The organism is Pseudomonas sp. R11F (assembly GCF_050312575.1).
In the GTDB taxonomy this organism is placed as follows: Bacteria; Pseudomonadota; Gammaproteobacteria; order Pseudomonadales; family Pseudomonadaceae; genus Aquipseudomonas; species Aquipseudomonas palleroniana.
Genome location: NZ_JBNPJU010000019.1, coordinates 97,102 through 116,952 on the forward strand (window position 1 = coordinate 97,102; position 19,851 = coordinate 116,952).

The window sequence follows — 19,851 nt, forward strand, 5'->3', positions numbered from 1 at the left end:
GGGTATGCTTTTCGAGCAGGAAACAAAAAGAAACATATTAGCCAACCTGTTCGATAAGGAGTTCCCTCTTGGAGTTATCGACTGCTGCGTGGATGGTTCACGACACACGCCTCATGTTTTGCGTCCTGCTGGCCATCGCCAGCATCATCGTGCTGATCAGCGCGACCAAATTACCGCCGTTCCTGTCGATCCTGATCGGCACCTTTATCGCCGGTGTCGGCGCCGGGTTACCGCCGGAAGAAGTTGCCAAAGCCTTCAGCAAAGGCGCCGGGGCGATCCTCGGTGAGGCCGGCATCATCATTGCGCTGGGCTCAATGCTCGGCGCATTGATGGCCGAATCCGGCGCAGCCGACCGCATCGCCACCACGTTGCTCGGGCTGGGCAAGGGCAAGTCATTGCCGTGGGTAATGGCCCTGGTGGCGATGGTCATCGGCCTGCCACTGTTCTTCGAAGTGGGCCTGGTGATGATGGTGCCGATCATCTTCGTGATGGCCAAGCGTTCGAACCAGCCTCTGCTTAAAATCGCCATCCCGGCGCTCGCGGGCATGACCACCCTGCACGCCCTGATGCCACCACACCCCGGGCCGCTGATTGCGGTGGGCGCGTTGCACGCCGACCTGGGCCTGACCATGTTGCTGGGCTTCTGCCTGGCGGTACCGGCCGTGATGCTGGCTGGCCCGATCTATGGCAACTGGCTGTCTAAACGCCTGCACGTGGATGAACCGGCCGATATCGGCGCGCTGTTCAGCGCACCGCCCAAGGCCCCGCGCCAGCCGAGCTTTGGGGTGTCGTTGCTGATCATTCTGTTGCCGGTGATTCTGATGCTGGGCAGCACCCTGGCCAAGGTCGCGCTGCCTGCAGAAAGCAGCATCGGCCTGACCTTGAAGTTCCTCGGTGAACCACTGATCGCCCTCGGCCTCGCCGTGATAGCCGCCGTGATCTGCCTGGGCTGGGCCGCCGGCATGCCCCGCGCCGATGTCGGCAATACCCTGCGCAAAGCACTCGCACCCATCGCCGTACTGCTGCTGACCATCGGCGCCGGCGGCGGCCTCAAGCAAACCCTGCTCGACGCCGGTGTCAGCCAGACCATCAGCAAGGTCGCCGAAGGCGCACACATGCCTTACCTCTTACTCGCCTGGCTGATCGCCGTGGCCTTGCGCCAGGCCACCGGCTCAGCGACCGTCGCCACGACCACCACAGCCGGCATTCTCGCGCCGATGATGGCCGGGCTGGCGGCAACGCAGAGCTCATTGGTAGCCCTGGCGATTGGCGCAGGCTCGGTGTTCTTCTGCCACGTCAACGACGCCGGGTTCTGGATGGTGCGTGAGTACTTCGGCTTGCAGCTCAAGCAGACGATCTGGGTGTGGTCGGTACTGCAGACTATTGTGTCGGTCGTAGGTTTGATCGGGACGCTGTTGCTCTGGCATTTTCTGACCTGAGCCTCAGGCAGCCAAGGTGTGGCGCTTGCCAAACAGCGCCACACTCGCCACGCCCACCGCCCCCATCACCGCGCAGTAACCCACACAAATCCACGGACTGGTCGGCATCAGCGCTATCAGCAACAGCGGCGTGGTACTCGCCCACAGCGCGTAGGCAATGTTGTAAGTGAAGGAAATCCCCGACACCCGCACCTGCGCCGGAAACAGCCCGACCATCACCGACGGTACCGCACCGACTACGCCACAACTCAAGCCCGCCAGGGCGTACGCCGCGCCCAGCCATACACCACCGGCGATCAGGCTGGCGTACAACACCGCAATGCCTATCGGCAGCAGCAGGCTGTAGACCAGCACCGCGCTCCAGGCGCCGATGCGGTCGACCAAAAGGCCGGCGAGCACGCAGCCGATGTTCAGGAAGACAATGCCCAGCGCGCTCAAGGCGAAGGTGTGGCTGGGGCTCATACCGAAGGTTTTCTGCATCATGGTCGGGGTGATGACCACCAGTACCACCACGGCCGATGTCAGTACGCACGTGAGGATCATCGCCGGCAGCAACACGGCGCGATGCTCACGCAGCACGGTGCGCAGCGGCAGTTCGGCAGCGGCCTGGCGGCGCGCCTGCATTTCGAGGAACACCGGGGTTTCGCTGAGCCAGCGGCGCAGCCAGACGCCGATTACACCGAACACACCACCGAGCAAGAACGGGAAGCGCCAGGCGTAATCGAGGATTTCGGCGGGGCTGAAGAGTTGCGCCAGCAGCGTCGCGGTGAGGGCACCAAGCAGGTAGCCGAAGGTCAGGCCGGCTTGCAGGAAACCCAGGGCGTAGCCGCGGTGATGGATCGGGGCGTGCTCGGCGACAAAGGTCCAGGCGCTGGGCACTTCGCCGCCGACCGCCGCCCCTTGCAGCACGCGCAAGGCGAGCAGAATCAGCGGTGCGAAATAGCCGATTTGCGCGTACGTCGGCATGATCCCGATCAGCAGGCACGGCAAGGCCATCATCAGAATACTCAGGCTGAACACACGCTTGCGTCCCAGATGGTCGGCGAAGTGCGCCATCAGGATGCCGCCCAGCGGGCGTGCGAGGTAGCCGGTGACGAAGATGCCGAAGCTTTGCAGCAGGCGCAGCCACTCCGGCATTTCCGGCGGGAAGAACAGTTGGCTGAGGGTCAGCGCGAAGAATACGAAGATGATGAAGTCGTAGATTTCCAGGGCGCCGCCGAGGGCGGCCAGGCCCAGGGTTTTGTAGTCGGAGCGGGAAAAACGCTGCGCCTGTGAAGAGAAGGTGGCAGTCATGTGAAAGCTCGGCAGACAAACAAAATGGCGTGCAGGTTATGAGCTGAGCCCAATGATGGCAATCACGACAGATATATTTGTTTTCCTCATTGATCGATGAAGATAACTGCATTCCCATATCAATAGCCGTAGCGGAACATGCCGTAAAACTGCCGAACCTCATAATAAATACAAGAGGAATGACTCGTGGCCGATGCTATCGAAGAAAGCCGCTATGCCCGCTTTGCCCTGCGCTGCTCCAATTTCGCCGAGCGCTGGTTTCCTGACTCCTGGGTGTTTGCCGCCCTCGCCGTGATCATCGTGGCCGTGGCGACCCTGGGCATGGGCGCCGCACCCACCGAAGCCGCCAAGGCTTTTGGTGACGGTTTCTGGAGTTTGATCCCGTTCACCATGCAGATGGCCTTCGTGGTGATCGGTGGTTATGTGGTGGCCAGCTCGCCGCCTGCGGTGAAGTTGATCGACCGGCTGGCGCGTATCCCGAAGAACGGCCGCTCGGCCGTGGCCTGGGTGGCGTTGATTTCCATGGTCGCCTCCTTGCTCAACTGGGGCCTGTCCCTGGTGTTCGGTGGGCTACTGGTACGCGCACTGGCCCGGCGCACGGATTTGCGCATGGACTACCGCGCCGCCGGTGCGGCCGCCTATTTGGGGCTGGGCGCGGTGTGGGCGCTGGGGTTGTCGTCATCCGCCGCGCAGTTGCAGGCCAACCCGGCGAGCTTGCCGCCCTCGATCCTGTCGATCACCGGGATGATCCCGTTCACCGACACCATCTTCCTGTGGCAATCCGGCGTGCTGTTGCTGGCGCTGATCGTAGTCTCGCTGATCATCGCCTACGCCACCGCACCAGGGCCGAACAGCGCCCGCGATGCCAAGGCGTGTGGCGTCGACCCAGCCTTCAACCTGCCCAAGCCGCAAGCACCGAGCCGCCCTGGCGAATGGCTGGAACACAGCCCGCTGCTGACCATCCTGCTGGCCTTGCTGGCCGCCGGCTGGCTGTTCCATGAGTTTTCGAGCAAGCCGGCGATCAGTGCGATCTCGGGGCTGAACACCTACAACTTCCTGTTCATCATGGTCGGCGCGCTGCTGCACTGGCGTCCGCGCAGCTTCCTCGATGCAGTAGCTCGCGCCGTGCCGACCACCACCGGCGTGCTGATCCAGTTCCCGCTGTACGGCTCGATCGCTGCGTTGATGACCGTGGTCAAGGGCGGCGATGGCCAGACCCTGGCGCACCATATCTCGACCTTCTTTACCTCTATCGCCTCCCACGACACCTACGCACTATTGATGGGCTTGTACTCGGCGGTCCTGGGCTTCTTTATTCCGTCAGGCGGTGGCAAGTGGATCATCGAAGCGCCTTATGTGATGCAAGTGGCCAATGACCTGCAGTATCACCTGGGCTGGGCGGTGCAGATCTACAATGCCGCCGAAGCGCTGCCGAACCTGATCAACCCGTTCTACATGCTGCCGCTGCTGGGCGTGTTGGGGTTGAAGGCACGGGATCTGATCGGGTTTTCCTTCGTGCAACTGCTGGTGCACACGCCGTTGGTGCTGTTCCTGCTGTGGGCGCTGGGGACGACGTTGAAGTATTTGCCGCCGGTGATGCCTTAATCAACGGGTGAAGCACCTGTTGTTGCAACAGGTGCTTCATATAGGCGGTTTGCAGTCATACCGGCCGCGCCTCAGCCAACACCTTCGCGCGAAACTTCAAAGGCAAATCGGCAGGCGTCAGTAGATCCACATTGACCCCGAGTAGATCTTCAAGCTCGACTTGCAGCCCACCAAGATCAAATAGTGTGGTCCCCGGCGGCGCATCGACCAGCAAATCAAGGTCGCTGCCTTCTTGGTCGGTACCCAGCAATACAGACCCAAATACCCTTGGGTTAGAAATGCGAAAACGGCCCACCACTTCTCTGACGGCCGCTCGCTTCAGATCCAGCGCAGTTGAAGGTTTCACGGTTCACCCCGGTGACATCCATTATCGGGCAAGTCTAGCAGCGCGGGGCGCGTGTAGACACGTCTGGCTGCTCACATCACTGTCTTCGTTCCGTCACATTGCATTGCTACCGTCCTGCGAAATATCTTGCAACATCTCGCCAGCAAGGACTCCCAGCAATGAGTGATGAGCACGAAGACCGCCCTTCCCCCGATTCCGTAGCCCAACCGCCGGTCGATACCAGCCGCCGGCGCTTCCTGGGGGGCGCGGCGGTGCTGGGGGTGGGCGCGACGTTGAGTGCCTGCGGCAACGCCAACCAGACGCCGGGCAAACCGGTGGAGCGGCCATTGACGCCGCAAGAGCTGGACAAGGCCCTGCACGAGCAGGTGAAAACCGTGGTGGTGATTTATGCCGAGAACCGCAGCTTCAACAATCTGTTTGCGGACTTCCCTGGCGTAGAGAAACCGTTGTCGGCGCTGTCGGCCGCAGACACCCAGCAACGCGACCGCGACGGCAGCCTGCTGACCACGCTGCCGCCGGCCTGGGGCGGTGTGCTGCAAGTCGGCCCACAAACGGTGGATGGGGTGACCTATCCCAGTGAAGTGCAATTCCAGGAAAACCTGCCCAACGCACCGTTTGCCCTCAAGGGGCCGAACGCCGAAGACCTGCCGCTGAGCCTGGTCACCCGTGATTTGTGGCACGTGTTCTATCAAAACCAGATGCAGATCAACGGCGGCAAGAACGATAACTTCGTCGCCTGGGCCGATTCCGGTGGTCTGGTAATGGGTTATTACGCCCAGAGCCGTTACTCCCTGCGCCTGTGGGACGTGGCCAAGGAATTTGTGCTGTGCGACAACTTCTTCCAGGGAGCATTTGGTGGCTCGTTCCTTAACCACCAGTATCTGATCAGCGCTACCGCGCCGTTTTATCCCAATGCTGCGCAATCGGTCGCCAAGGCCCAGATCGCCACGCTGCAAAGCGATGACCCGACCGACACTCGTCTCAAGCCGTTGGACAAGTCCCCCGCCAGCGCCATGACCGGCCCGCCGCAGTTCGGCCCCAGCGCACTGACCCCGGATGGTTACGGCGTGAATACCTTGGCGCCGCCCTACTGGCCGACCTGGATTCGCGACCCGCAAAACCCGGACTACGCCAAGGCCGATCTGCCCAACGTACTGGTACCGCAGACCCACGAACACATCGGCGACAAGTTGTCGAAGAAGAACGTCGACTGGGCCTGGTATGCCGGCGCATGGCAAGCGACCCTGGACCAGTTCAAGGATTCGGGCGGCATCCCGAAGATCCCGAACTTCCAGTACCACCACCAGCCATTCAACTATTTCAAGCAACAAGGGCCGGAAAATCGCGCTGAACGCGACAAACGCCTGCGCGACGGCGGCTTGGGCGATGAGGCCAGCACCAACAAATTCTTCGCCGACGCCCAGGCCGGCAAGCTGCCCGCCGTGACCTTCTACAAGCCCCAGGGCAACCTGAACATGCACGCCGGTTACGCCGACGTGGCATCGGGTGATCGCCACATCGCCCGCGCCTTGAAAGTCCTGCAGGAAAGCCCGCAGTGGAAAAACATGGTCGTGGTGGTCACCGTGGATGAAAACGGCGGCTGGTGGGACCATGTTGCGCCGCCCAAGGGCGACCGTTGGGGCCCGGGCAGCCGGGTGCCGGCGCTGGTGGTGTCGCCATTTGCCCGTAAAGGCACGGTTGACCATACGGTGTACGACACAGCATCGATCCTGCGCTTGATCACCCGGGTGTTCCAGTTGGAGAAACTGGACGGTCTCAAGCAACGGGATGACGCGATGATCGCCCGTGGCCAGAAGCCCATGGGCGACTTGAGCAACGCATTGCAGTTCAATGTGTAGGTTTTCTTATCCAATAGCGACACACCGGGCGATTTAACACGCAGTTTTGCTGGTCAGCCGCTACTGTGTGGGGGTGGGCTTTCACCCCGCGCAGACGGGCTTTCGCTGACAAGGAATCAAGCATGTTCAAACCGACCCGGTTGTCTTTTGCCCTGGCCGCACTCTTGGGGAGTGCGGCCGTCCAGGCTGATATAGAAGTGCCGCTAGGCAGTACGCAGCGCGTCACCCAGTTGTTCGCTTACCCCAATAATTGCAACGTGATCTGCTTTCGGTCCTGGACGCTGGAACAGACCGTCGAGCACTACTTGAACCAGAGCCTGCAGCGTGATGGCTACAGCCGCGCCAAGGTCAGCGTGAAGACCCACGAGGGCCAGCTCTCGGCGACCTTCAGCGGCGTGCCTGACAACTACGGCCAGCCTTTGAGCAAATTGCTCGACACCGCCGACCTGGCTTACCAAGGCGCCAGCAAGCTCAACAGCGACGGTAAGTGGGCGTACAACTGGTACCTGTTCCTGCCGTTGGGCATGGCCCTGGAAAACCGCAAGAGCATTGAGCTGCTGCACTTCCCACCGGACTACTCACTGACCCAGGCCCAGGACTACCTGGAATCGGCCACGACCGACCGTTGGGCGACCTTGCTCACCGACAACGGTATCCCGGCCACAGAAACGCCTGCGTACCAGACGATCATCGATATCGCTCCCGTCGCTGCACCGTCTAACGCGGGCAAGGATCTGGAAGGCGTCTACAGCTATTTCAACAGCTACCAGACACGCATGGTCCAGGAGCTGAGCCTGACGCCAAGTGGCTCCTTGCCGATGGTCGCGTTCGGCGCACCGGTGCGCAATTGGATCAAGCAGCAATACGGCCAGACCGTCGGTGTGCTGGGCCTGGCGCAGATCAGCCCGGCCGCCGGCAAAACGGTCTCGGTGCTGGGCTCCAACCATCCCAGTTACATCTGGTATGCGGCTGACCCGGCCACCTATGACGGTAATGAGCAAAAGGCCGATGAAGCGGGCTTGAAGGTCATGGGTCAGGATTTGAGCGCCGCCTGCTGGCAAGCGGGGATGGGGCAGAAACCGGCCGGCGATCCCAATGTGTTGCTTCAAGCGTGCATGAATACCTGGCAAGTCACGCGCAAGGAGCAGACCTGTGAGCTGTTCTACACCTCGGTGCGCAACCTGACACCGGAGCAAGCCAATGCCAAATGCGCCACGCCGGTCATCAAGGCCCAGCTCAAACAACTGAAAACCGCCGCTCCAGTCCCCACCCTCGCAGCCCCAGCGTTGTAAATCACGCAAAAAACCCGGTTTCTACTGTCAGATTTGACAGTAGAAACCGGATCCAACTTCGACGATTCTTGAGCAGCCCCCATCAGCTGCGAGACTGGTAGTCAGACAACATCAGCAAGTCGATGCAGCCTAACCCAGGAGAGTCATGAAAACTCATGCCATGGATAAGGCCAAAACGTCTGTAAATGACTGCCTTTACCCCTTCAAGACACTGCTTGTTGAACAGGGTTACCCTTCGGCCAAGCAATTCAAGATTTTGCACGACATTGAGGGTGTCGGCGCCGGGGTCAAGGCCCGCGTGGCCTTCGACGCCCGCGTGCGCATCGCCAAAGTCTCCGGCTACGCGGTCAGCGAGCGACGCCTGCATACCTTGCAGTTGTCGTCACGCATCCATTTGTACGACCGCTGGTTCGCCGGCTTATTGATGCACTCGTGCAACCCGAACGTGTTTTTCGACACCTCCGACCTGGAGATATGGACTGTGCAGCCCTTGCGCGCCGGCACAATCCTGAGCATGGACTACGCGAGCACCGAGGACGTGTTGTTTCGGCAGTTCGCTTGCCAATGTGGCGAGCTGAACTGCCGGGGGTGGATCACCGGCAGCCAGGAGCCCTTGAACACCGAGGGACAGGCGTTCATGAAACAGTGGCGGATGCGCAAAAGCCCTTAGGCTTCACCCAGTGGGCGCAAGCGATACTGTGGCGGCAACTGCTCAAAGCCACTGATAGTGGTGTTCAAGCTCTTCCAGCGCCCATCCTTGATGCCGTAGATGCAGCCATGGATCGACAGGCTCTGCCCACGGTGCCAGGCGTTTTGCACAATGCTGGTGTGGCCGACATTGGCCACCTGCTGAATCACGTTCAACTCGCAGAGGCGGTCGACGCGTTCTTCTTCGGTGGGCAATTGGGCCAGCAGGTCGCGGTTCTCGTAATAGAGGTCGCGAATCGTGCGCAGCCAGCCGTCGATCAGGCCGAACTGGCGGTCTTGCATCGAGGCACGCACGCCGCCGCAGCCATAGTGACCGGTCACCAGGATATGTTTGACCTTGAGCACGTCGACCGCGTACTGGATCACCGACAAGCAGTTGAGGTCGGTGTGCAGCACCACGTTGGCCACGTTGCGGTGCACGAACAGATCACCCGGCAGCATGCCGACGATCTCGTTAGCCGGTACGCGGGCATCGGAGCAGCCGATCCAGAGGTATTCCGGCGTCTGCTGGCGGGCGAGCTTGGCGAAGAATTCGGGATCTTCCTGTTTGATCGCGTCCGCCCAGCGTTCGTTGTTATCAAGTAAGTCTTGTAGTTCGTTCATCAGGGAAAGCCTCAGGAATGGTGCGCAGTTTTGTGACTGACAACCCGTCGTCCGGGTCACGCTGAGTGCCAATTAGCTTGAATCTTTAGGCTGCCGCGCCTGTCCACACACTATAAGCCCCACAGTATGAGGATTGGCCATGACCGAATCACGACGTCCCTACGGCGCCACGCAGCCCGAACCGATTGATGACAACGAAGATCGCATGGGCTCGATGCGCGAGCTGGATTTTGACGAAGAGGAACCGACGGCGCAGATAGGTGAAGAGATCCCCCCGCGTGAGCGCGAGCACCTGATACCCGCTGAACGGGCGCGGGAGGCCGGCATGACCGGGGCTTCGACGGCCGCTCATGAGGCGACCGACGATGACATGAGCCCAGAAACCCTGATCCATGAAGACGGTGCGCGGGATGCTCGGGAAGCCGGCGATGGCGACGCTGCCGATTATGACCTGAGCATTGTCGATGAAGACGAGATTGGCGGCGGCAATGGATTGGATGAGGCCGAGTTGGCCGACATCGACCCGGTAGACGGTAGCCGCTGACACACCACCGGAGCTGGATGTGGGAGCAAGCCGCTCCCACACGAGGCCTGCGCCCTAGTCGACGAGGGTGCAGGCCATCACGACGGCATCTTCGCGGCCACCCACGGCGGGATAGTAATCGCGCCGACGCCCGATTTCGTTGAAGCCGTAGCGCTCATACAAGCGGAACGCGCTGGTATTGCTGTCACGCACTTCGAGGAAGCACTCGCGAGCGTTGGCGGCGTAGGCGCGGGACATCAGGTGTTCCAACAACGCCAAGCCCAGGCCGCGGCCCTGGTTTTCCGGCTTGACGGTGATATTCAGCAAATGCGCTTCATCGAGGATGATCTGTACTACGCCGTGGCCGACTTGTTGCTCGCCTTCGAACATCAGCCAGATCTGGTACTTGCCCAAGCCATCAAGAAAAATCCCGCGGGTCCACGGATGGCTGAATGCCGCATATTCGATTTTCAGCACCGCGTCGAGGTCAGCCTCGGTCATCGGGCGGAAGGATAAAGCCTCACTCATCAGTCGTTTTCCAGCGCGCCATCAGCCGGCGCATGGCTTGCCAGACATCAGCCTTACGCTGTGGCTCTTCCATTAATAATTCCAGGCCCGGCAGGGCCCAGGACAGGCCCAGGCCCTCGACCTGCAGTTCACGGTACCAGGCTTCGGCATTGGCCTCGCCGGCGAAACGCACGGCGGGCAGGCCGATCAGCCACAGGCATGCACAGGGTTCGTCTTCCAGGCGCGCCGACACAAAGCCTTGCACAAAATCCCGCGCCGCTTCCGGGCCCTGGTCCATGGTGCCGCGTACCAGCAGCGGCCAGCGCACCGGGTCGCCGACGATTTGCGGGCTGTCGGGCAGGCCGGCGGCGCGCAGCATGTCCTTGAGCAGCATATAGGCCGGGTCGCGGGTCTGGAAACGCTCGCCAGTGGGCAGTTCCACCAGCAACAGGCAACGGCCGGCGCGCAGCAATTGCAGGGCGAAGCGCGGTGGCGGCACTACCGGCGCCTTGACCACCGGCGCAGTCTCTTCAGCCACCACCGGCTTGGTCACCGGCGATGGGCGCGGTACTTCGATCTTCGCTCGCTCGACCACAGGGCGCGATTGGGCTACGGGGTTGACCACCGCCACGGGCGCTGCGGCCTCTTCGCCCGATGACTCGAACGCCTCATAGGGTTCAAGCGCCTGCAACAGCTCAGGCCGCGACGGCGCGGCAAACGGCAGTTCGGTGCGGGGCAGCCAGTTGACCACCTGCATGGCGGTCAAGTAAGCGCGACGTCGGGACTCGATAAGCACAGCTCGGCCACTTGTGGATAAGTAAAGAGCGGGGATTCTACCGCTGTTCGGCAACAATCGCCCACTGCGCGCTGACCGGCTGTGGATAAATCCCGCGCCTGATGCAGTACAATCGCGACTTTTAATCGCCAACCAGCCGGCCATTCCCATGATCGAACCCAAGCGCGTCCTACGCGCCCTCGCCGAACACTGGGCCTTACTGGAGCCACTGTGTGAACACTTCGACCAAGGCACCTTGAGCCTGGGCGAGCTGCGCGCACAACTGGCCGCCCAACAACTGGACAGCACGCCCCAGGACATCACCAACCTGCTGGACGTATGGATTCGCCTGGATATCCTGGTGCCTGTCGCCAAGAGCCCGAACCGTTTCGAGCTCAATGCGCAGATCCATGACTTCCTGGCTTATCTTCGCAAGGAGCACCGGCTTGGCCTGTGCCTGGAAATCGAAGCCTACCTGCGCCATCTGGAACGCCTGGCAGGCTACATCCAAGATGCGTTCGATATCCGTGACGGCCACGACCTGGCCCGTCAACTGCGCCTGCTCGACATGCGTGTGCGTGACGTGCTGAAAAAGCTCGCCAACGACGAACAGGCCCTCGCCGCAGTGGCCGACCGCGCCAAGACCAGTGACCGGCAGATCCCGCTGCGCCAGCGTTACGCCGAGGTATTGGCGACCTGGGATGAATACGTCGAACCGATGATCCAACTGGTGAACGCCGATGGCGCCTTCGAACAGGGCGTGCGCAAGGTCGAGAATGTGCTGCTGCGCCTGCTCACCGAGCAACAGCGCCTGGGTCACCTGGTGGACGACGACATGCTGCTGCGCACACACGCGCGCATTCTTGAAATGCAGACCAGTGCCCAGCTGACCTTGCGTCATGCGCGCGAACTGCTGTTGCCGCTGCGTGAAGAAGCCCGTCGGCACAACGCCGTGACCCGAGGCGCGGCGCTGGCCTTGTCGGCGATTCGCCGCAAGGGGCTGGACGCAGTGCCGCAAGCGGCGTTACCCATGTTTACCCGGCCGCAAAGCACCTTTCTCGGCAGTGCGAGCCAGGTGGAAGCCTATGTGTACGCCCTGGCGAATTTCGAGCCGAAACCGGCACGCTTCCCCAAGGCGCACAAGTCCCACAGAGGCGAAGCCCAACGCGCGCCGCGCACGGTCAAGGAAATGCTCGAACGCTGCGAAGACGCGCTGCCGATGCCGGACCTGATGACCTGGCTGCTGGAACAGGAACCGGACGGTGCCACCGACGAGTTGCTGTACTGGTTCTCGCGCCTCTCGCGGGAAAAACGTTTCAAGCGCGAACGCCTGGAACGCCGCGATTACCACACACACGAGCACCAGGTCAGCCTGCGCTCATTCGCCCTGCTCCCGGCCACGCCTGACGCCGCCGAGAATTCTGCGAGCACGCCTTATGCATCTTGATCTATCCGAACTGTCCCAGCTGGCGCCGATTTTTCGCGAGCTGTTCAAGGGTTACCACGTCAGCCGCCGCGACCCTGAGCTGTATGCACAATTGTCAAACTTCCAGGACCAGTACCGCACGCTATTCAAGGCCCTGGGCTTTGAATTGGTATGCGACACCCGGGGCTTCTACTATTTCGTGCCGGACACCGCCGTGGCCGCCGCGCAAGTGAACAAGACCGCGCAGCGCCTGGCGTTGTTCACCTTCATCATCGTCGAACATCTGGCCGACCAGGGCCGCGACCCGATCGCTGTGCTGGACGGTGGCAGCCTGGGCCGCGATGAGCTGCCGTCGTTGCTGGAGAAGTACCGCGACCTGTTTATCCAGGCCGAAGTGCAGACCCAGGAAGAACTCGAAGAAAAAATCATGCGCCGCATGACCCAACTGGGTTTTGCCAGCGAAGACAACGGCGTGTACCGCTTCCTGCCGCCGATGCACCGTTTCCTTGATGTGTGCCTGTCGGTACAGCAGGATCGCGACCTGGCCGCCAGCATCCACAGCGTGTTGCCATTGCCGGCACCGGTGATCATCGACGAAGACAGCGATGAAAAACTGCTGGAAACCGATGACCCGCTGGACCTCAGTGACTTTACCGAAGAAAGCGAAGAAGACGCCCTGGCTCGTGCCATTGCAGAAGAACAGGAGACCGACGCATGAGCAAGGAACGCTACGGCATCCGCCGCTTCGCCCTATTGAACACCGCCGGCTACAGCCTGGGCTTGTTCCCACTGGAAGAACCGCTGTCGGTCTATGGCGCGAACAACCTGGGCAAATCCGCGTCGATCAACGCCTTGCAGTTCCCGATCCTGGCGCGCATGTCGGACATGAGTTTCGGCAAGTACACCCTGGAACAATCGCGGCGCTTCTACTTCGCCAGTGACACCAGCTACATCCTCGTGGAAGTCTCCCTGCCTCACGGCCCCCACGTGATCGGTGTGGTCGGACGTGGCCCGGGGGGCGGTTTCGGCCACCAGTTCTTTGCCTATGCCGGCAAGCTGGACCTGGCCCATTACCAGAAAAACGATACCTGCCTGCGCCAGAAAGAGCTGTTCACCAACCTTGAGCGCGAAGGCCTGAAAGCCTATGAACTCAAGCCCGATGAACTGCGTCGCCTGCTGGTGGGCGGCCATACGTCGATCCCATTGGACCTGACCCTGATTCCGCTGCGCTCTACCAGCGAGCAGAGCCTGAAGACTTTCCGGGCACTGTTTATCAACCTGCTGCACATGCGCGAAATCACCGCGGCCAAGCTCAAGCAATTGTTCCTCGACGCGTTCGAACACAGCCTGCGTTCCGGCAGTGTCGATTACATCGCTGCATGCGAAGAAGCCTTCCGTGATGTACGACGCATGGAACAGGACTACAACTCGCTGGTGGCCGCCGGGCCTTTGGTCGAGGCGCTGTCCAATGGTGTGAAGCAGCGCGATATCCTGCGCGGCAAACTGCATCGCCTGTCGCCATTGCTGGATTCGTTGCTGGGCACTTGGTCGGATTACGCCAGTGCGCGCAAGGAAGAACTGACGATCCAGGCCGAGCACTACCGCAACGAGCAGGACGCGTTGCAGAACGACCAGCGCGGCGGCACCCAGGAGCTGATGCGCCTGGAGCGGGAGATCAGCGGTATTCAGCGTTGGTTGGGTGAGCTGTCGGTACTCAAGCATCGCTTTGCCTTGGTCAATGACGTCAAAGTGCTGGAGCAGCAACTGCTGGCGGCCAAGGATGCCCACGATGAATTGGCCGGTGCCCTGGCGCAGTCGCGACAATTCAGCGCCGAGGATCTGGACGAGCGTCTGCGGGATCTGGAAAAACGCTTGAAGTCGGTCAGGCAGCAGCTCGACCACGCGGACAACAACAGCTACGCCAAACTGCGTGAAGAGTTCTCGCAGCAGGATGTCGAACGTCTGATGCGCCTGTTCAACAGTTCGCTGTTCAGCCTGCCATTGGGTGAGCACGGCATCACGCTGGACGAGGACGGCCAGTGGGTCAAATCCCTGGAGCAGATCCTCGACGGCTTCAAGGGCGAGCGCTTCGAAGTGCCGGGGCTGTCCATCGACATCTCCCACATCGAGCCACCGGCGTTGCAAGCCTTGGCGGATCGCGCAGCACTGCGTGACCAGAAAGAACGCCTGGAAAAAGAACTCAAGCAGCTCAAGACGCAACAGGCGGTCGCTGCTGACCGCGCGGCGAGCAAGACCCAGACCGAAGCGCTGTACCAGCAAGTGCTGGATGCGCAAAAGGCCTTGGAAGACTTCCGCCGTACGCAAACCCTGAGTGCCGAAGAAGGCGAAAAACTGGAAAGCCTGGCGCAGATGGAAGCCGCCCAGGATGAGTTGAAACGCTCCAGCGATGCCTTCACCGAGCGCGTTCAGCAATTGTCGGCCAAGTTGCAACTGGTCGGCCGTCAGATCGCGGATATGGAAGCCAAGCAGCGTACGCTGGATGACGCCTTGCGCCGTCGCCAACTGCTGCCGGCGGACTTGCCATTCGGCACGCCGTTCATGGACCCGGTCGACGACTCCATGGACAACCTGCTGCCACTGCTCAACGACTATCAGGACAGCTGGCAAGGTTTGCTGCGCGCCGATGGCCAGATCGAAGCGTTGTATGCGCAGGTACGCCTCAAGGGCGTGGCCAAGTTCGACAGCGAAGATGACGTAGAACGCCGCCTGCAACTGTTGATCAACGCCTATGCGCACCGTACCGACGAAGCCCTGACACTGGGCAAGGCGCGCCGTGCGGCGGTCACCGATATCGCACGTACCCTGCGCAATATCCGTAGTGACTACGACAGCCTGGAACACCAGTTGGCCTTGTTCAACCGCGAGATCAACAAGCGTCAGGTGTCCAACCTGCAGAGCTTTCGCATCGTGTTGGCGCCGAACAAGGAGGCGCTCAAGCATATCGACCAGATCATCCACAGTGCCGGTCAGTATGAAGAAGGCGAAACCTTGTCGGTGTTCGACCTCAGCCAGAGCGCCGAGCAGGACAACAAGAACGAAGAGGCCAAGGAATACCTGGCACGCCTGGTAGCCGCCAACCATAACCAGCTGGGCCTCAAGGACTTGTTCGAGCTGGCGTTCGAGATCACCAAGGTGCACGGCCAACCGGTGATTCACACCGACATCGACGGCGCGGCGTCCAACGGCACTACCATGACCATCAAGGCGCTGACCAACATGTACTTGTTGCTGCACTTGATGGACCGCGACCAGGCCGGGCGTGTGCGCTTGCCGTACTACCTGGACGAGGCGGCGGACATCGACGAGAAGAACCAGGCCGCGCTGCTGGAAACCAGCTTGCAGCTGGGCTTCGTACCGATCCTGGCGAGTGTGAAGCCGCAGGTGTCCGCCCAGGTGGCGATTGACCTTGAAGGCGGCAGCGGGCCGAACGGCATCTACATCGATGAAGCGGACTGGAAGTACATCCGTCGTCACGATGTGGTGAAGGCAACGATGAACGTGCAGGCGGACGAGCCGGAGTTGGATGAGGTTTGATCCACTGCGCTGAAACGCAAAAGGCCGCGATCTGATGGATCGCGGCCTTTTTTATGGTTTTGAGTAGCGTGGAGCCCTTGGAGGCCTCTTCGCGAGCAAGCCCGCTCCCACAGTTGACCGAGTGTTCGCTGCAGGAATGCGGGCGAATGTGGGAGCGGGCTTACTCGCGAAAGGCAGCGCCTCGGTCTATTTGCCGAGAGGAATCTTAGGCGCCCAGGTCAGCCATTCGTCTTCGAACTTGTCGAACAGCGCAAAGGTTTGTTGAGGCCGGGCGGCATTGCCCATGCGTTCGCCGTCAGGAGTCGCGAAAGCAATACCGCCGGCAACCAGGGTTTCCAGGGACTCGGTACGTACGGTAGCGCCTTTGAACAAGCCGAAGTCAACACCAAAACCGCTGGTGTTCCAGAAACGGCTGCCACTACGTACCAGTGGCGCGTACTTGGGCTCGATCAGGATATGGATCAGGACACGGTCCGCAGTCTGGCCCAACTCGTAACCCGTGACCTTGCCGACGGTGACTTCGCGATAGGTGACCGGCACCCCTTCCTTCAACGAACCACGGCGGGCGGCGCTGAGGGTCAGGCTCAGGCCAGCCTCCTGGTGGGCGGTTTCAGGAGGCTGGTCCAGCGCGACGAAACTCTTCTGCGCAGTGGCGTTTTTCGCCGCCGGCTGCACTTCGATGTATTGGCCGGTGACCAGGGTTTCCAGGTTCGACGTTTTCATCAGGCCCAGCTCAGGCTTGACCACCCAGAACTGGCTGCCTGCGCGCGCGATCCGATCGGCCACTTGGGTGATACGTGCGCTGAGCAATACCGATTGCATGTCGGCACTCAGGTCAACGCTCTCGATCTTGCCCACATCCAGTCCCTTGAAACGTACCGGTGTGCCCGGGCGCAGTCCATCGGCACGATCAACCCTGATGGTCACCAGGGTGCCATGCTGATTGGCCGCGTCACGGTCAGCGAACAGGCGGAAACGTGGAATGCGCCTTTTCAGGGGTACGTTGGGCTCCGGGGTCTCGAAAGCAATACCGCCAGCCATCAGGCTGGCCAGCGACTCACTCTTGACCTGGATGCCGCCGGTCAGACCGCCAGTCAGGGTGACGCCGCTGGCATTCCAGAAACGCGTCGAACCGTTGACCAGGTTTTCGTATTCCTTCTCGATGTGAACGCCGATCACAAGCTGCTTGTTCTTGCGGGAGAACTGGTAGCTCTGCACCGAGCCGACTTTGACTTGTTTGTAGAGGATCGGACTGCCCACATCCAGGGAGCCGAGGCTATCGGTGAGCAGCACCATGTGCAGGCCTGGGGAGCGCAGGTCCAACGGCGGAGCTTTGGCACGAGCAGTGAACTCACGCTGTGGCGCGCCGCCTTTATCGCCAGGTCGGATGGCGATGTAGTTACCTTTGACCAAGGCTTCCAGACCAGTGATGCCCGCCAGTGAGATGGACGGCTTGACGACCCAGAACTGGGTGTCCTGCACCAGGTATTCCTCAGCGAGCGGATCGAGGGTCAGTTCAGCGTTAGCACTGGAGAGGCTTGGGTCGATCTTCAGGGTTTTCAGGCTACCGACCTGGATACCTTTGTACATGACGGGGGTGCGTCCAGCCTGCAAACCTTCGAAATCGGTCAGTTTGACCTTGACCCTGATACCGGCCGCGGCCGCATCAAAATCCTCATACAGACGGAAGGGCAGGCTCGGGTCGGTCGGCGGACTGTCCTTGCGATTCTCCGGCGTGGCGAAGGCGATACCGCCGGCAACGATGCTGGAGAGGGATTCGCTGCGCACCTTTACGCCGGAGAGGTTGGCGTCGATGCTGATGCCACTGGCGTTCCAGAACCGCGTATGCTTGCGCACCAGGTGGGCGTAGGTCGGTTCGATATAGACCTTGATCTCGACGGTGCTCTGGTCTTCGGAGAGCAGGTAGCTTTTGACCTGGCCAACTTGGATCTGCTTGTAGAACACCGGGCTGCCACGATTCAGCGAGCCGAGTCGATCGGCCTTGAGGGTCAAGTGCAAACCGGGCTTGGCGTCAGATAACGGTGGCTCTTCAGACAGCGCCTTGAATTTGCGAGTGGGTTCACCATCACCTGGACTGGCAGCGATGTAGTTACCTGAGACCAGGGTTTCAAGACCGGTGATACCCGCAAGACTGACGCTGGGTTTGACCAGCCAGAAACGCGTGTTGGTCTTGAGATACTGCTCAACGTCTTTGTTCATTTCGATGGTAGCGATCACACCGCGATTGCTGCCTTCGTCATCCAGAGCCATGGCTTTGACCTTACCCACGGTCATGCCTTTGTAGACCACTTCGGTCTTGTTGACCTGAATACCTTCGCCGCTTTCAAAACGGACTTGGATCTCGATGCCCTGTTGGTTATAGGCACGCCATCCCAACCAGCCACCGATGATCAGGGCAATCAGGGGCAACACCCAAATGGCCGACCAGTTGGAGGCTGGGCGGGTTTTAGCTTTAGGCAAATCACTCATGGTCGTCGTCCGACTCCGTGTTATCCCAAATCAGTCGGGGATCAAAAGTTACTGCGGCAAGCATCGTCAAGATCACCACACTGGCGAACGCTGCAGCGCCGAGGTCAGCCTCGACACTGGCAAGCCGGCCAAAGTTTACAACCGCCACCAGGATGGCGATCACGAAGATATCCAACATGGACCAGCGGCCAATGAATTCGATGAAGCGGTACATGATAATGCGTTGTTGCGCGGACAGCGGTTGATGGCGCTGCACCGAAAACAGTAGCAGACCGATACCCACCAACTTGAATGTGGGCACCAGGATACTGGCGATGAACACCACGGCCGCAATGGGGTACATACCGTGCTGCACCAGTTGGATCACGCCGGCCATGATGGTGCTGGGGTCGCCCTGGCCGAGGGTATTGATGGTCATGATCGGCAATAGGTTCGCGGGGATGTACAGGATCGCCGCAGTCATCAGCAATGCCCATGTGCGCGCCAGGCTGTTGGGGCGACGGGCATGGATAAGCGCACCGCAACGCGTGCACAGCTGCTCATCGGTGTCCAGCTCTTGCTTGTTCAGTTCGTGGCATTCGGTACAGATCAGAATACCTGCATCAATCGCTCGCATGATCATCCTCTCCAGACAGCGCCTGCCAGATCTGATGGGGCGACATCACCACCTCAAGCAGCACTTGAACGATTAATAGACTGACAAAACAGACGAGCCCCAGGCCGACTGTGATGGAGGCCATGTCAGCGAGTTTGACGATCGCCACAAGCACGCCCATCAAGTAGACCTCCAACATCCCCCAATCTTTCAGATGATGGTAAATGCGGTAGAGCAACAACCCATAGCTGCGGCCGACCTTCCAGCGGATGCTGAGCAGCACGGCCAACTGGCAGAGCAATTTGAGCAGGGGAATGCCCATGCTGCACAGGAACACCACCACCGCGACGCCTTGCATGCCGGTATCAAACAAACCGACGACGCCAGTCCAGACGGTATCTTCGGAGGATTGCCCGAGTAGATTGAGCTGCATGATAGGTAAAAAGTTCGCGGGGATGTAAAGCAATAGCGCGGCAATTACCAAGGCAAGGCTTCGCTCCACGACATTGTGGCGATGAGCGTACAACTCGTATCCGCAGCGTGGGCATTGGGCCTTCTCACCGATGGCGAGTACCGGTTTACGCATCAGCAAGTCGCACTCATGGCATGCCACCAGATCGTCCAGCGGTAAATCCGACACCTCAAGGGTATCAACCGGATCGGGCATAGTAGGGCTCAGACTCTAAAAATGGTTAGGTGCCTATTCTAGTGGCCTGGTTCAGAAATAACTGTGCAAATTTGTCGGGGAGTGCCGGTGAATTTTCGATCGCCCAAAACAAAACCCCATCTGCTTTCGCAAATGGGGTTTCGGAATTTAATCTTGACGATGACCTAC

The 19,851-nt window shown here is 60.5% G+C and carries 17 protein-coding genes; 9 read left to right on the forward strand and 8 right to left on the reverse strand.

Annotated features, from left to right (window positions below; genetic code table 11):
• Positions 1 to 68 precede the first annotated feature (68 nt).
• The gene (locus tag ACQRBV_RS05690; RefSeq protein ID WP_060754769.1) at positions 69 to 1,439 is read left to right on the forward strand and encodes a gluconate:H+ symporter; all 1,371 of its coding nucleotides are present in this window, start codon (positions 69 to 71) and stop codon (positions 1,437 to 1,439) included.
• 3 nt (positions 1,440 to 1,442) lie between these two features.
• Here the strand turns inward: ACQRBV_RS05690 and ACQRBV_RS05695 are convergent, their stop codons facing one another.
• On the reverse strand, positions 1,443 to 2,732 hold the full coding sequence (locus ACQRBV_RS05695; protein ID WP_411985212.1) for an MFS transporter: 1,290 nt from the start codon (positions 2,730 to 2,732) through the stop codon (positions 1,443 to 1,445).
• Positions 2,733 to 2,918: 186 nt separating this feature from the next.
• Here ACQRBV_RS05695 and ACQRBV_RS05700 point away from each other — a divergent pair, with 186 nt between their 5' ends.
• Complete coding sequence (locus tag ACQRBV_RS05700; protein ID WP_411985211.1) at positions 2,919 to 4,337, forward strand: short-chain fatty acid transporter; 1,419 nt, start codon at positions 2,919 to 2,921, stop codon at positions 4,335 to 4,337.
• A gap of 55 nt (positions 4,338 to 4,392) precedes the next feature.
• Here the strand turns inward: ACQRBV_RS05700 and ACQRBV_RS05705 are convergent, their stop codons facing one another.
• The gene (locus tag ACQRBV_RS05705) at positions 4,393 to 4,683 is read right to left on the reverse strand and encodes a nucleotidyltransferase family protein (protein WP_053134104.1); all 291 of its coding nucleotides are present in this window, start codon (positions 4,681 to 4,683) and stop codon (positions 4,393 to 4,395) included.
• A 158-nt stretch (positions 4,684 to 4,841) separates the two neighbouring features.
• On the opposite strand from ACQRBV_RS05705, the gene acpA reads away from it, so the two are divergent.
• From acpA to ACQRBV_RS05720, 3 genes are all read left to right on the forward strand, one after another.
• Complete coding sequence (acpA, locus tag ACQRBV_RS05710) at positions 4,842 to 6,542, forward strand: acid phosphatase (RefSeq protein ID WP_411985210.1); 1,701 nt, start codon at positions 4,842 to 4,844, stop codon at positions 6,540 to 6,542.
• A 122-nt stretch (positions 6,543 to 6,664) separates the two neighbouring features.
• Complete coding sequence (locus ACQRBV_RS05715) at positions 6,665 to 7,834, forward strand: hypothetical protein (protein WP_411985209.1); 1,170 nt, start codon at positions 6,665 to 6,667, stop codon at positions 7,832 to 7,834.
• Between the two features lie 145 nt (positions 7,835 to 7,979).
• Positions 7,980 to 8,504: an SET domain-containing protein-lysine N-methyltransferase gene (locus ACQRBV_RS05720; RefSeq protein WP_411985208.1), complete on the forward strand. Its 525-nt coding sequence runs from the start codon at positions 7,980 to 7,982 to the stop codon at positions 8,502 to 8,504.
• Here the strand turns inward: ACQRBV_RS05720 and can are convergent.
• Entirely contained in the window at positions 8,501 to 9,145 is a 645-nt protein-coding gene (gene can / locus ACQRBV_RS05725; protein WP_010213394.1) for a carbonate dehydratase, read from the reverse strand. The two genes, ACQRBV_RS05720 and can, sit on opposite strands and share 4 nt — an antisense overlap.
• Before the next feature lie 139 nt (positions 9,146 to 9,284).
• Between can and ACQRBV_RS05730 the strand changes: the two genes are divergently transcribed.
• Positions 9,285 to 9,689, forward strand: a complete 405-nt coding sequence (locus ACQRBV_RS05730; protein WP_244384431.1) for a serine kinase/phosphatase — start codon at positions 9,285 to 9,287, stop codon at positions 9,687 to 9,689.
• 54 nt (positions 9,690 to 9,743) lie between these two features.
• Here ACQRBV_RS05730 and rimI read toward each other — a convergent pair whose 3' ends face one another.
• Together rimI and ACQRBV_RS05740 are read right to left on the reverse strand one after the other, a co-directional pair.
• Positions 9,744 to 10,196: a ribosomal protein S18-alanine N-acetyltransferase gene (gene rimI / locus ACQRBV_RS05735; protein WP_090366980.1), complete on the reverse strand. Its 453-nt coding sequence runs from the start codon at positions 10,194 to 10,196 to the stop codon at positions 9,744 to 9,746.
• On the reverse strand, positions 10,189 to 10,932 hold the full coding sequence (locus ACQRBV_RS05740) for an energy transducer TonB (RefSeq protein WP_411985278.1): 744 nt from the start codon (positions 10,930 to 10,932) through the stop codon (positions 10,189 to 10,191). The genes rimI and ACQRBV_RS05740 overlap by 8 nt, the downstream gene beginning before the upstream one ends.
• Positions 10,933 to 11,119: 187 nt before the next feature.
• Here ACQRBV_RS05740 and mksB point away from each other — a divergent pair, with 187 nt between their 5' ends.
• From mksB to mksF, 3 genes are read left to right on the forward strand one after another with little or no spacing between them, the layout of a single operon-like run.
• Positions 11,120 to 12,397, forward strand: a complete 1,278-nt coding sequence (gene mksB / locus ACQRBV_RS05745) for an Mks condensin complex protein MksB (protein ID WP_060754760.1) — start codon at positions 11,120 to 11,122, stop codon at positions 12,395 to 12,397.
• Entirely contained in the window at positions 12,387 to 13,094 is a 708-nt protein-coding gene (gene mksE / locus ACQRBV_RS05750; RefSeq protein WP_060754759.1) for an Mks condensin complex protein MksE, read from the forward strand. The genes mksB and mksE overlap by 11 nt, the downstream gene beginning before the upstream one ends.
• A complete protein-coding gene (gene mksF / locus ACQRBV_RS05755; protein ID WP_060754758.1) occupies positions 13,091 to 15,931 on the forward strand; it encodes an Mks condensin complex protein MksF in 2,841 nt (946 codons plus the stop codon). Before mksE ends, mksF begins: the two co-directional genes overlap by 4 nt.
• Positions 15,932 to 16,117: 186 nt before the next feature.
• Here the strand turns inward: mksF and ACQRBV_RS05760 are convergent, their stop codons facing one another.
• The 3 genes from ACQRBV_RS05760 to ACQRBV_RS05770 are packed head-to-tail and all read right to left on the reverse strand — an operon-like array spanning position 16,118 to position 19,683.
• Positions 16,118 to 18,421, reverse strand: a complete 2,304-nt coding sequence (locus ACQRBV_RS05760) for a PqiB family protein (protein WP_060754757.1) — start codon at positions 18,419 to 18,421, stop codon at positions 16,118 to 16,120.
• A complete protein-coding gene (locus tag ACQRBV_RS05765; protein ID WP_161548349.1) occupies positions 18,414 to 19,037 on the reverse strand; it encodes a paraquat-inducible protein A in 624 nt (207 codons plus the stop codon). The genes ACQRBV_RS05760 and ACQRBV_RS05765 overlap by 8 nt, the downstream gene beginning before the upstream one ends.
• Entirely contained in the window at positions 19,024 to 19,683 is a 660-nt protein-coding gene (locus ACQRBV_RS05770; RefSeq protein ID WP_060754755.1) for a paraquat-inducible protein A, read from the reverse strand. The genes ACQRBV_RS05765 and ACQRBV_RS05770 overlap by 14 nt, the downstream gene beginning before the upstream one ends.
• Between the last annotated feature and the right edge of the window lie 168 nt (positions 19,684 to 19,851).